Source organism: Ornithinimicrobium pratense, from assembly GCF_008843165.1.
GTDB classification, from domain to species: Bacteria; Actinomycetota; Actinomycetes; order Actinomycetales; family Dermatophilaceae; genus Ornithinicoccus; species Ornithinicoccus pratensis.
This window is the reverse complement of record NZ_CP044427.1, coordinates 1535615-1548462: the sequence shown is the minus strand read 5'-3', so window position 1 is coordinate 1548462 and position 12848 is coordinate 1535615. Positions and strand designations below refer to the sequence as shown.

General features: G+C 70.9%; 11 protein-coding genes. 6 read left to right on the top strand and 5 right to left on the bottom strand.

Features of this window, described 5'->3' with window-relative positions; all coding sequences use genetic code 11:
- Positions 1-6 precede the first annotated feature (6 nt).
- From FY030_RS06945 to FY030_RS06935, 3 genes are all read right to left on the bottom strand, one after another.
- Positions 7-879, bottom strand: a complete 873-nt coding sequence (locus tag FY030_RS06945; RefSeq protein WP_158060873.1) for a branched-chain amino acid ABC transporter permease — start codon at positions 877-879, stop codon at positions 7-9.
- A gap of 76 nt (positions 880-955) precedes the next feature.
- Entirely contained in the window at positions 956-2941 is a 1986-nt protein-coding gene (locus FY030_RS06940) for an AMP-binding protein (RefSeq protein WP_238348600.1), read from the bottom strand.
- On the bottom strand, positions 2934-3860 hold the full coding sequence (locus FY030_RS06935) for an ABC transporter ATP-binding protein (RefSeq protein WP_158060872.1): 927 nt from the start codon (positions 3858-3860) through the stop codon (positions 2934-2936). The genes FY030_RS06940 and FY030_RS06935 overlap by 8 nt, the downstream gene beginning before the upstream one ends.
- A gap of 153 nt (positions 3861-4013) precedes the next feature.
- On the opposite strand from FY030_RS06935, the gene FY030_RS06930 reads away from it, so the two are divergent.
- From FY030_RS06930 to FY030_RS06915, 4 genes are all read left to right on the top strand, one after another.
- Positions 4014-4760 (top strand): IclR family transcriptional regulator, encoded by a 747-nt coding sequence (locus tag FY030_RS06930; RefSeq protein WP_192498757.1) that lies wholly within the window; start codon positions 4014-4016, stop codon positions 4758-4760.
- A complete protein-coding gene (locus tag FY030_RS06925; RefSeq protein WP_158060870.1) occupies positions 4753-6654 on the top strand; it encodes an acetate--CoA ligase in 1902 nt (633 codons plus the stop codon). Before FY030_RS06930 ends, FY030_RS06925 begins: the two co-directional genes overlap by 8 nt.
- 290 nt (positions 6655-6944) lie before the next feature.
- Positions 6945-7448: a hypothetical protein gene (locus FY030_RS06920; RefSeq protein ID WP_158060869.1), complete on the top strand. Its 504-nt coding sequence runs from the start codon at positions 6945-6947 to the stop codon at positions 7446-7448.
- 408 nt (positions 7449-7856) lie between these two features.
- Complete coding sequence (locus tag FY030_RS06915; RefSeq protein WP_202879780.1) at positions 7857-9287, top strand: SDR family NAD(P)-dependent oxidoreductase; 1431 nt, start codon at positions 7857-7859, stop codon at positions 9285-9287.
- A 71-nt stretch (positions 9288-9358) separates the two neighbouring features.
- Here the strand turns inward: FY030_RS06915 and FY030_RS06910 are convergent, their stop codons facing one another.
- On the bottom strand, positions 9359-10954 hold the full coding sequence (locus FY030_RS06910) for a phytoene desaturase family protein (RefSeq protein WP_238348599.1): 1596 nt from the start codon (positions 10952-10954) through the stop codon (positions 9359-9361).
- Between the two features lie 192 nt (positions 10955-11146).
- On the opposite strand from FY030_RS06910, the gene FY030_RS06905 reads away from it, so the two are divergent.
- Both FY030_RS06905 and FY030_RS06900 read left to right on the top strand, forming a co-directional pair.
- Positions 11147-11377, top strand: a complete 231-nt coding sequence (locus FY030_RS06905) for a hypothetical protein (RefSeq protein WP_158060866.1) — start codon at positions 11147-11149, stop codon at positions 11375-11377.
- Between the two features lie 108 nt (positions 11378-11485).
- Positions 11486-11770, top strand: a complete 285-nt coding sequence (locus tag FY030_RS06900; protein ID WP_158060865.1) for a hypothetical protein — start codon at positions 11486-11488, stop codon at positions 11768-11770.
- 124 nt (positions 11771-11894) lie between these two features.
- On the opposite strand, the gene FY030_RS06895 is transcribed toward FY030_RS06900, so the two are convergent.
- Positions 11895-12821: a diacylglycerol/lipid kinase family protein gene (locus FY030_RS06895; RefSeq protein WP_158060864.1), complete on the bottom strand. Its 927-nt coding sequence runs from the start codon at positions 12819-12821 to the stop codon at positions 11895-11897.
- Between the last annotated feature and the right edge of the window lie 27 nt (positions 12822-12848).

The following is a 12848-nucleotide window of genomic DNA, read 5'->3' as shown; positions in this document are numbered from 1 at the left end:
GGCTGCTCACACCCTCTCGATGCGGGTCTCGCCGAACAGCCCGTAGGGCTTGACCAGCAGGATGAGGACGAGGACGACATAGGGGATGACGACGGCCAGGCCGGCCTCCCAGTAGCTGGCGGTGGCCTGGATGAGCAGGCCCATGATCATGCCGCCGACGATCGTGCCTGGCACCGAGTCCAGGCCGCCGAGGATGACGACGGGGAAGACGAGCAGGCCGAACGCCGCGAGGTTCTGGTCGACCGCGGAGATGTCGGCGAGCAGGACACCGGCGATGAGAGCGCTGACGCCGGCCAACGCCCAAGCCATGGCGAAGATGCGGCGCACCGAGATGCCCATCGTCATGGCCGCCTGCTGGTCGTCGGCCACGGCGCGCATCGCGATGCCGTGCCGGGACTTGCGGAAGAAGATCGTGAACGCGGTGAGCACGACGGCCGCGACGAGGATGACCAGCAGGCGGTTGATCGGCACCGTGGCGCCCAGGATCTGCACCGAGCCGCGAGGCAAGATCGCCGGCATCGGCTGGGGGCGGGTGCCGTAGAACATCTGCACCAGCGCCCGCAGCAGCGAGGACAGGCCGATCGTGACCATGATGATGCTGATCGCGCTCTCCCCGATCATCGGGCGCAGGATCAGCCGTTCCACGAGCACGCCGATGAGCGTGGCCACCACGACACCGACCAGCACGGCCAGCAGCAGCGGCAGCCTCATCACCACGAACGCGGTGTAGAACATGTAGGCACCCACGAGCAGGAACTCGCCCTGGGCGAAGTTGATGACCGACGTGGCCTTGTAGATCAGCACGAAGCCCAGCGCGGCCAACGCCAGGATCGCGCCGTCGGCCAGCCCGTAGGCCAGCACACTGACGAAGGTGCTCATCGTGCCTCCTCAAGGCCCTGGACGCGCCGCACGCACTGTCCCGCCTCACAAGCTCGTGTCCTCACGACGCTGTCGCTCATCGGCGCCCACTCCATACCGGCCGGCGACCCCGGCCCTGCGGGATCTCGTAGGTGGTCAGGTCGAAGATGCGCAGCCCCAGCTCCCGCACGACCGAGGAGCCGTCCTGGTAGGTGACGCGGCTGCTGATCCGGGCCTCGCCCTCGCCGGCGCGCAGGGCGGCGATGATGGTGGCGTAGCGCTCGTCGATGACGTTGCGGCGGACCTTGCGGGTGCGGGTGATCTCGTCATCGTCGGGGTCGAGCTGCTTGTGCAGCAGCACGAAGCGCTGGACCCGGATCGCCTCGGGCAGGTCCTCGTTGGCGTGCACGATCTCTTCGGCGACCAGGTCGTAGACCTCGTCCTTGGCCGCCAGGTCGGTGTAGGTCGTGTAGGACAACCGCTCGTGCTCGGCCCAGGACCCGACGGTGCCGGGGTCGAGAATGACCATCGCGGTCATCCCCTGGCCGGCCCGCTCGGGGCCGAAGACCACAGCCTCCTCGACGTAGGGGCTGAACTTGACCTTGTTCTCGATGAACTGGCTGGAGTAGCGGCTGCCGTCCGGTGCGGTCAGCACGTCCTTGGCGCGGTCGATGACAACCAGGTGGCCGTCCTCGTCCAGATAACCCGCATCGCCGGTATGCAGCCACCCATCCGCGTCGACCGTCTTGGCCGTCTCCGCCGGCTGGCGGTGGTAACCGCGGAACACCGAGGGCGAGCGCAGCAGGATCTCGCCGTCGTCGGTGATCCGCAGGTCGGTCCCGGGGATGGGGGTGCCGACGGTGTTGAAGGCAATGTCGTCGTCGCGGTGGACGACGGCGATCCCGCAGATCTCGGTCTGCCCGTAGATCTGCTTGAGGTTGACCCCGATCGCGTGGAAAAAGCGGAAGACGTCGGGGCCCAGCGGGGCGCCGCCGGTGTAGGCGCGCTGCACCCGGGCCAGGCCGAGCTGGTCGCGCACCGGGCGGGTGCTGACCGCGTCGGCGAGCTTGGTCAGCAGCCCACTGCGGCCCTTGCCCTGGACGCGGGCGCGCGCGGCCTTGTCACCGATGTCGTAGCCCCAGCCGAAGACCTTGCGCTTGAGCCAGCCGGCCTCGTCGATGCGGACCTGGACCTCGGAGAGCATCGACTCCCAGATCCGGGGCGGGGAGAACATGACGTCTGGACCGATCTCGCGCAGGTCCGAGCGCTGGGTGGAGGCGTCCTCGGGGAAGCTGATCGTCAGCCCGCGCCCCAGCCCGATCGCGACCGCGAGCATCTGCTCGCCGATCCAGGCGAAGGGCAGGAAGGAGACGTAGCGGAAGGAGCTGTCGGCCGGGTCGATCTGGGTGAGGTTGTGCGCCATCGCCAGCAGGTTGGCGTGGGACAACTCGCCGAGCTTGGGCTTGGAGGTGGTGCCCGAGGTGGTGCAGATGACCGCGATGTCGTCCGGCCGGCCCAGCTCGACCTGCTCGGCGAACCAGTGCGGCTGGGCCTCTGAGCGCTCCCGGCCGCGTCGCTCGACCTCGGTGAAGTCGATCAGCCAGGGGTCGTCATACTGCTCCAGCCCGTGGGGGTCGTAGAAGATGACCTGTCCGATGTCGAGGTCTCGCCCGAGTTCTTTGAGCCGCAGGAGCTTGTCGACCTGCTCCTGGTCCTCGACGACCACGACGCGGGCCGCGGACTTGGCCAGGATGTGCTCGAGCTCCTCGCCGATGGAGGTGGGGTAGATGCCGACCACGGCTGCGCCCATACTCTGGGCGGCGAGCTCGGCGATGAGCCATTCGGGCCGGTTGTCGCCCAGGACAGCGATGATCGAGCCGCGCTCGACGCCGAAGCCGGCCAGCCCGTGGGCGAAGTCCTCGACGCGGCGGGCGTAGTCGGACCAGGTGATCGGCTGCCAGATGCCGTAGAGCTTCTCCTGCATCGCCACATCGTTGGGCCGCACCTCTGCGAGCTGGCGCAGCAGCCGGGGGAAGGTGTCGCGGGCCAGGTCCAGGGCGGGGCTCGGGGGACTGCTAGCCACGGGCGTCGCTCTCGATCTGGTCCTGCTCGACCTGCTCCTGCATCGTCTGCAGCGCCTCGCGGACCGCGGAGTCCTCGTCGTCGGAGCCGAGGTAGGCCTCGATCACGGCCGGGTTGGTCTTCACGTCATCAGGGGTGCCGTCGGCGATGAGCCGACCGAAGTCCAGCACGCTGACCCAGTCGGAGATGTCCATGACGACGTTCATGTCGTGCTCGATCAGGACCACCGTCACGCCGGCCAGCTCGTGGACGTCCAGGACGTAGCGGGCCATGTCCTCCTTCTCCTCCACGTTCATCCCGGCCATCGGCTCATCGAGCAGCAGCAGCGCCGGCTGGATGCACAGCGCGCGGCCTAGCTCGACCCGCTTCTGGATGCCGTAGGCCAGGGCTCCGACAGGCTTGGACCGGAAGGCCTGCAGCTGGAGCAGGTCGATGACCTCCTCGACGAGCCGGCGGTGGGCGATTTCCTGCTTGCGGGCCGGACCGAACCACAGCATCGAGGCGGCGACGCTGTGCTTCATGTGGATGTGCCGGCCGAGCATGAGGTTCTCCAGCACCGTGAGGTGGGAGAACAGCTCGATGTTCTGGAAGCTGCGGGCCACGCCGAGACGGGCGATCTTGTGGGGCGGCAGCTGGGTCAGCGTCGAGGTCGTCCGTTCGCCCGACTCCGCGGCGGTCTGCAGCCGGATCTGGCCCTCCTGGGGGTGGTAGATCCCGCTGATGCAGTTGAGCATCGAGGACTTGCCGGCGCCGTTGGGGCCGATGATGGCGTGCACATGGCCTTGGGTGACGGTGAAGCTGATGTCGCTCAGGGCGGTGACTCCGCCGAAGCGCAGCGACACGCCGTCCACCTCGAGCAACGGCTCCCCGGCCGGCAGATGGCTGCCGTTGAGGGAGTGTTGATATGCGCGAGTAAGCAAGGTCGGTCCTTCCCTGCAGGTCGTCGGTGACGTGCTGGCTGGACTGACAGTAGGGTTCCACTATCTGAAAATCAAGCACTTCGGACAGGAAACTTTGGCCGCATGTCGCAACTGGGCTGCCTATCAGGGATGATGCAGGCGAAAGGAGGTCGGATGGCGACCATCGAGAACGGGCGGGGCGGTCTGGGGACCGTGCGCAATGCAGTCACACTGCTGGAGCTGCTGGCCGACGGACCCGCATACCACCAGCTCACCGACCTCGCGGAGCGCTCGGCGATGTCCATCCCGACCGTGCACCGGTTGCTGCGCTCGCTGGTGCTGGCAGACCTGGCGGTCCAGGACCCGGCTACCTCGCGCTACGGGCTGGGTCCAGAACTGGCGCGGCTGTCCCACCACTACCTGACGCGGCTGCCGCTGATCGGCGCCGCCTCCCCATACCTGTCCCAGGTCCGGGACAAGGTCGGGGCGACCGTCCATGTCGAGGTCCTCGTGAGCGGAGAGGTCGTGTATGTCGACCGTGTCGACGGGGGCGTCGTGGGGCCCTACCGGGAGAGCAACCGGGTGCACCGCGCCCTGGAGACCGCCGGCGGACGGCTGCTGGCTGCCCGCGCCTCCGAGGAGCAGTGGCAGCAGGCGGTGCGCCTGGTCGACCCCGAGGAGCAGGAGTCGGCCCGGGCTGCGCGGGCCGAATGGGCGGCCGGCGAGTGGCTGGCCCACGAGCCCGACGACATGACCATGCCTGCTGAGGTGGCCGTCCCGGTGCTGGACGCCAGCGGCGCGGCCGTCGGGGCGCTCGCCGCCGACCTGCCCGACCCGGGCGACGAGACGCACATCGCCCAGGCTGCGGCATACCTGGGCCGGGCCGCGAAGGCGGCAGGAAGGACGCTGGGCCATGGCTGACCGGGTGACCCCGCTGTCCCCCGACCCGCGGTGGGAGGAGGTCGCGGGGCGGCTGCACCTGCTCTCCCCCGCCACTCGGCTGTGGGGGGAGGACGAGCGTGGCGCGGCGTGGCTGCCGGGGGCACGGCTCAACCTGTCCGTGACCTGCCTGGACGCTCACCTTCAGGAGCGCGGTGACGACGACGCGATCCACTGGGAGGGTGAGCCGGGCGACCGGCGCGACCTGACCTACCGGGAGCTGCACGAGCAGGTGGTCACGCTGGCGCGAGCCCTCACGGGTATGGGTGTGCAGCCGGGCGAGCGCGTCGGACTGCACCTGGGCTGGCTGCCCGAGACCGTGGTGGTGATGCTGGCCTGCGCCCGCATCGGAGCCGTGCACAGCATCATCCCCTCGGCCCTGCCGTCGGGGCCGCTGGCCGACCGGCTGGCCCTGCTGGACCTGAAGGTCATCTTCACCCAGGACGGGGCGTGGCGGCACGGGACGGTCCTGCCGCTGAAGGCCCGGCTTGACGACGCCCTGTCCGCCGTGGGCAGCATCGAGCACACGATCGTGGTGCGGCGCACCGGGATGGACGTCGCCTGGTACGAGGGTGACCGGTGGTATCACGACGTGGTGGCCGCCAAGCGCGGCAAGGTGCACACCACCGATGAGGTCCTCGCGCTCGCAAGCCACCACCCGGTCGCCTCGGTGCCGATCGCGCGGCGGGGCGGGCACCCTGTGTCGGTGCTGCACGGCACCGCTTGCGTCCTGGCTAACGCGATCGCGGTGCACGGGCGGCTGCGGACTGGTGGCCCGTTCTGGTGCGCGGGCGACATCGCCTGGGCGGTGACTCAGTTCCACGCGGTCTACGGGCCGCTGGCCTGGGGGGACGCCTCGGTGATGTACGAGGGCACCCTCGACGTGCCGCATCATCGCCGAGCCTGGGACATCGTGCGCCGCTACGGTGTGGAGACGCTCATCACCAGCCCATCGGTGATGCGGACCCTGCGGGGCTGGGACCGGGACATGCCCCGGGTCGACGCGGCTCCCTCGTTGCGCCGCCTGGCCACCGCGGGCGAGCCGGTGGAGCCGGAGCTGGCCGGGTGGATCCGGGACGCCTTCGGGGCCGACCTGGAGCTGCTGGACGCCTGGGGCCAGCTGGAGCTGGGTGGGGTTGTGCGGGTCACCGATGCCGGAGGGTCTGGCGATGCTGCGGCCAGCGGGCCGAATGCGGCCGGCGGCGACGGATCGGGCGGTGATGTTGCCGGGGCCGCGCTGCCCATGCCGGACTGCGGCTTGGAGATCGTCGACCGGGAGGGACGGATCGTGGCACCGGGTGACACTGGTGAGGTGGTGCTGCGACGCCCATGGGCCGGGCTGATGATCGGGGTGGACGGCTCGGAGGAGGTCTCGCAGGACCCGTGGGAGCACTGGGGCCGCCACCCCGGTGTCTACGCCACCGGCGACCTGGCCCTGCGGGCCGGGGACGGCACGGTGGTCTTCCTCGGCCGCACCGACGAGGTTGTCTCGGTCTCGGGCCAGCTGGTCTCGCTGCGCGAGGTCCGGGACGTGCTGATCGACCACCCGTTCGTGGCCGAGGCCCGGGTGACGGTCCGCAAGGACGTCGAGCTCGGTCGGTCGCTCGTCGCCGCGGTAGTGCTGACCCCCGAGATGGCCGAGAGCGCCCGCGGCACCGACCTGGACGCCGTGGCCGTGGAGCTGATGGACGCCGTCCGTGAGGCCCTGGGCGGCCTGGCCCGTCCCCGTGCCATCCTCGTGGTCGATCGCTTCGGCGAGGAGCTGGGCCGCGAGGCCCTGAGCCGCGCCGTCGCCGCCCTGGCCACCCAGCACCGACACAGCCCACCTCGCAGCATTACCTGGGAGCAGCTGGTCACCGCGGCGGGTGAGGGCTGAAGCCAAGGCTGCCTGCCCAGCAGCAGCACATTGCGTCAGGTGGCCATAGTGTCCCCATCGGCGCCACAGCAAGGTGACCAGGACTGAGGTAGGTGGGTGTCGCCAAGGCGACACCGGCCTACCTCGGACCGTGGCGTGTACCCTCCGCCACGCCGCCGAGGCTGAGGGCGAGCCTCCCTGCGGGCGCCGCCTGCTAGCCTCAGACCCGCGTGCCGGCGTCGGCGCGCCGGCCGGAGGGGCCGTCAACGACACGGGGGGGCCTGAGCGCCGCCGTACTGAGGAGAAACCACATGAAGACCCGAGCACTCGTTGTTGCTGGCAGCCTGGCCCTGACCCTGTCCCTCGCCGCCTGCGGCAACGACGACGAGGCCCAGGCTGCGGAAGCCATCTCGGCCTCCATGATGGAGGAGTCGGATGAGGACTTCCCCGTCGACCAGGAGCAGGCGGACTGCGTCGGCGAGGGCATGGTCGACCGGATCGGCGTGGAGCAGCTGCAGGAGTACGGCCTGCTCACCGACGACCTGGAGGTCGCCGGTCAGGTCACCGACGTGACCATGGAGGAGGAGGACGCTGACCACGCCGCCGACGTCCTCGTAGGCTGCGTCGACGCCCAGGCGATGCTGACCGAGCAGTTCGCCGCGGACGACACCATGGGCGAGCAGGAGCAGGAGTGCATCAACGAGGTGCTCGACAACGATGCCCTCACCGAGCTCTTCTCGCTGATGTTCCAGGGACGTGAGGACGAGGCGGCCGACAACCTCATGGGTCCGCTCATGGAGTGCATGACGGGCTGAGCGCCGCCGGCGCACACCTTTGCCGACTCCCTATCCGTCCGGCCACCGGGCGGCCCGGGCCAGGGCGACCGCCCGGTAGTCGCGCTGGTCACCCGGCTCGGTGACCCATGAGGGTCCCGGCCGCTCGGTCCAGGGCGGTCCAGATCTCCCGGACCTACCCCGTGGCGTGGTGCCGCTCCACCCCGACCGGGCCGGTCTGCAGCCCGCAGTCGGTGAGTATCCGGGCGATGTCCTCGGTGTGTTCCCACGCCGGGCGCCGGTGAGCAGCGCGAACAGCGCCTTGGCGGCCTGCACGAACCTGTCCCGAGGGCGCGGAGGCGACGGCGTATGGCGCGCCTTGGGACAGAGGGGGTGCGGGATGTGACGGTGCGGGGGGCACAATCCCGGGCGAAACCGCACACTGAGGGAGTGACCCACACGCCCAGGACCGTGCTCATCACCGGAGCCTCCAGTGGCATCGGTCGGGCGACGGCCCTGCAGCTGGCCGATGAGGGCGCGAACCTCGTCCTGTTGGCTCGCTCTCTCGACGTGCTGCAGACCGTCCGTCAGGAGTGCGAGGACCGGGGGGCCAAGGCCCTGGTGACCGTCGCCGACGTGCGCGACGTCGAGGCTCTGGACGCCGCCTTCGCTGGCGCTCGCACCGCCTTTGGCGTCCTGGACGGCGTTGTGCACTCCGCGGGGTCCCTTGCCTATGGCCGGTTCGAGGACGTTCCGGCAGAGGTGTTCAACAGCTCCATCGAGGCCACGCTGATCGGCACCGCGAACGTCGCGCGATGCGCGCTGCGGGAGTTCAAGGAGGCAGGCGGCGGGAGCTTGGTGTTCCTCGGCTCGCTGCTCGGCAAGATCAGCACCCCCTTCATGAGTTCCTACATCACGGCGAAGTGGGGAGTTCACGGCCTCGTGCGGACCCTGCAGATTGAGGCCCGCAGCACGCCGGGCATCCACATCAGCCTCGTCTCGCCCGGGGGCGTCGACACCCCGGTCTACCTGCAGGCGGGGACCTACCTGGGCCGGCACGGCCGCCCGCCACCCCCGGTGGACCCTCCGGAGAAGGTGGCTCGCGCCGTGGTCCGCGCCCTCGACCGTCCCCGTCGCGAGACCTCTGTCGGGCTGGCCAACCATGTCGTGGTGGGCGGGTTCCGCCTGTCCCCCGCGGTGTATGACCTCCTCGTGACATCGTTGATGAAGACCGGTGGGCTCTCGCGCGGGGAGGTCCCCAACTCGCCTGGCAATGTCCTGGCGCCGCTGCCCCTGGGGGAGGCGGTCCACGGAAGGTGGGGTCGCCGTTGGACCAGCGGGCTCTCGCTCGCCGGCTCCCCCGTCGCCGCCGTCACCCCAGGCACGCCGCCCGGAGAGCAGATCGTGGATCAATCCCCTGGCGTCGTCACCGTCACGCGAGAGGTCGAGGCCCCGAGCCAGGCGGTCTGGGACGTCCTCGCCGACGGGTGGTCCTACGCGACGTGGGTCGTGGGTGCCTCTCGCGTCCGCGACGTCGACGTGACCTGGCCGGCGCAAGGTGCCCAGGTCCACCACTCCTTCGGTCTCTGGCCCGCCCTGATCAACGACGCGACCACGGTCGAGCGCTCCGTCGAGCCCTCCCTGCTCGTCCTCACCGCCCGCGGCTGGCCCCTGGGCGAGGCGCGGGTCGTCATCTCGATCACTCCCCGCGGCGAGCGGGCCTGCACAGTGAAGATCGCGGAGGACGCCTCCCGCGGGCCCGGCAAGCTCCTGCCCAGGCCGGGGCGCCAGCTGGCGATCGGGCCGCGCAACGTCGAGGCGCTTCGGCGGCTGGCCTTCCTGGCCGAGGGGCGCTTCCGCAACGGCGAAACCAGCGCCTGACCGTTCGAGCATCCCCGCACCTCCCCGCCGGTCACTGCATGCTGCACACCCGGCCAGTCGCTGCAGACCGCTCAGGGCCGCGGGAGGAGCCGGGCCCAGGCCGTGCGCGCGAGCGCTCGCCGCACCCCGCCGGTAAGCCGGGCGTGAGCCCCGATCGCGGCGCGGGCGGCGTTCCAGCCGGGTGCGCCGTGCACCCCTCCTCCGGGATGCGCGGCGGCGCTGGCGAGGTAGAGGCCCGGCACTGGCGTCTCCGGACGACCCAGCCCCGGCGTGGGGCGGAAGACCAGCTGCTGGTGCAGCCCCGAGGTGCCGGCGTTGACGGCACCGCCCACGAGGTTGGCGTTCGCGTCCTCGAGGTCCGCCGGAGACTGCACGTGACGGGCCAGCCGGGTGTCCCGGAAGCCCGGGGCGACCCGCTCGAGCGCGTCCTCGATCCGCTCGACGTGGGCCGCAAGGTGATCGCCGGACCAGTCGATCGTGTGGGGGACGTGGGTGTAGGCCCACGCCGACTCCGTCCCCGCGGGTGAGCGCGTCGGGTCCGAGGTTGTCATCTGGCCGAACAGGATGAACGGCCGCGCGGGGGTCCGACCGACCGACAGGTCCGCGGCGAAGTCGACGAAGCCGTCGGCGTCGACGCCGAGGTGCACGGTCCCGGCACCGTGCGCGTCCTCAGCCAACCAGGGCACCGGCTGCTCCAGGGCCCAGTTGACCTTGATCGTCGGGTTGTCCCACTGGAAGCGGTCGATGTCACGCAGCAGCCGTGCGGGCAGGCGGTGGCCGGCCAGGAGGTCGCGATAGAGCGCCGGCGCAGCCACATCGGCCAGCACGCCACGGCGGGCCCGGACCATCGTCCCGTCCGCGAGCCGCACGCCGGAGGCCCGGCCGTGCTCGACGATCACGGCGGTCACTGCGGTGCCGGTGAGCAGGCGGGCGCCCTTGCTCTCGGCCCGCCGCCGAAGGGCGTGCGCCAACTCGCCCGCACCACCCTCAGGGACCGGGAAGCCCACGTCCTGCCCCAGCATGGTGAGCAGCCACCCGAACATGCCACTGCCGGCGGCGTCCGGAGGGATGTCCCCGTGCATCGCATTGCCGGTCAGGAGCAGCCCCGGGCCGGGGCCGGTGAACCGTTCGTCGGCAAGCCTGCGGACAGGCGTCACCGCCAAGCGAGCGAAATCGAGGGTGTCAGCTGCGCCCAGGCGGCGGAGAATGCGCGCGGCCGAGGTGACCGGCGGGAACGGGGTAAACAAGGCGTCCAGCAGCGGGTCGCGGATCTGGTCCCACCCGTGCACCAGCTCCAGCCACGCCTCACCGTCACCCGGGGCCTCGGCGTCGAGGGCCGCGGCGGTGTCCTCGGCGCGGTCGCGCAGGACGGCGGCGTACCCGTCGTCGAGGGCGTGGGCGAGCACGTGCGGCGCCCTGCGCCACACCAGGCCGTGCTGCTCCAGGTGCAGGTCACGGATGATCGGGCTGGCCGCCGCCAGCGGGTAGAACGCGCTGAACAGGTCGTTGACGAAACCCGGCGTCGTCACCTCGCCACTGCGCACCGCGCCGCCCACTTCGTCGTTGGCCTCGATGAGCACAACGTCCCACCCGGCGTCGACCAGGGCGTTCAGGGCGACGAGGCCGTTGGGTCCCCCGCCGATCACCACTGCATCGGCTGTGCTCACTGGGCTCATCGCGACCGGATCCCTCTCCTGGCTCTGGCCTGCTGCCGGTCCATCGCCCGCAACACACCTGAGATCCTGCCTCATCAGCACACTGCGGGCTTGATGAGCGGACGCCGCCGCGCGGCTGGCGGTAGCCGGGGCCACAGGCTCCTCCGAGTGGCCGGGGCAGGCTCCATCAGTGAGTCTTCTCCCATGAGCAAGCACACGCTGACCATCCAGTTGGACGCCGAGATCACCGACGAGGACGCCCTCGTTGAGGCGGTTCAGTCCGACACCCCCGAGGACTCACTGTCACCGCAGGACATCCGCCAGGAAGACCGGGCGCCCTCGGCGCTGGTCGCCGGCATCTCGAAGGCGCTGAAGGACCTGTCGGTCCCGGGCGTGGAGGTTGGTGAGGCCAAGGTGGTCGCGCGGGACGAGTGAGCCGCCCCCACTGCCGCGTGGTGCCAGCGCCAGTTTCAGACGCCACCCGAGCCCACCCAGGAACATCTGTGCTGCGCCATGGCCGCCCCGGTGTCAGGATCGGTGCTCATGACCTACCAAGGTGGCCCCGCGCCGGAAGACCTCCCCCGCCCGGACGCGGCGCCGGGGTCGGAGCCGGCTGACCCGTGGGCCGCCGAGCAGGCGGCCCAGGACGACGGGCGGTGGGAGTCGCAGAGCGGGGGCCTGGGTCCGCTGCCGTCCCGGACGTGGACCCGCGGCAACAGCCGCGTCGTTGTCGGCGGCTGCTGCCTGCCGCTGCCGATCGGGTGCCTGACGACGCTGGCTGCCGCCGCGGTCGTGGCTGCTTCCGCCCTGCGGCGCAGCAGAGCCTGACGATGCCTCCGCGTCCAGGTGGATCGTACGTCCACCCCTCGTGACCGGGATCTGCGAAGGCGTTCACAACCCTGTCGGTCCCAGCGTGGTGACCGGCGAGCCCAGGGTGGTCGAGCGGGAGGAGTCAGTGAGGCCTGGTGGGCGCCCGCAGCCGCCACGCGTCCGCGCGTAGCTGCCAGCGGCGGCTACGCAGCCGGTCCTTCTCCACGTCTCCGTCGGTGTTGACCGCGAACGCGTCCCGCGACGTCACGGCCTTGACGAGCACCTCGCGACCTTGGGTCACGGTGACGTCCTGACGCTCGATGTGCCGCCCGCGGCGCAGGTCCAGGGCAAAACCCACCCTGGCTCGGGCAGAGGTCCCGTGAGCGATGACGACATCTACCTGCCCGTCGCCGGCGTCGGCATTCGGGGCGATCTCGTGGCCGCCACCGACGCTGGACCCCACGGCGGCGCTGACCATGAGCAGTCGCTCGGTCCCGTCAGCGACGGTGCGGCCGTCGACGACGACCCGCAAGTGCCACCCCTGCCTGGTCAGCCCGGCGCGCACCGCGCCCCAGGTGTAGGCCGTCCTGCCGAGCACACCCTTGACGTCCGCGGCGTGCGCGGTCGCCTCCGCGGCCACCCCGCAGTGCACGACGTTGGTCACCACGCGGCCCGCGGTGTCGACGAGCAGGCCCCGAGCCACTGGGGCGCCGCTGACCGCCACCTCTGCCGCCCCGCACCAGTCCAAGGGGAGACCGGCGTCGCGGGCCAGATCGTTCCCGGTGCCCACCGGCACCACCCCGACCGCACCGACGCTGCCCAGCAGCTGCTGGTCCATCAGCTGTTGCAGCAACCTGTTCACCGACCCGTCTCCGCCCACGACGACGACGTCGCGCCCCCGCGCCGAGGCGACGGCCGCGGCATACCTTTCGTCAGACCCAGATTCCACGACCTCGGTGCCGAACAGGCTGTGTTGCTCCAGTGCACGGCACACCTGCTCCACCAGGTCCGCCTCTCCCGAACCTGCAGAGGAGTTGACCAGGACCAGGGTCGGGCGCTGCGTGGCCACGAGGGTCTCCTTGTCGGTCGCGGATCT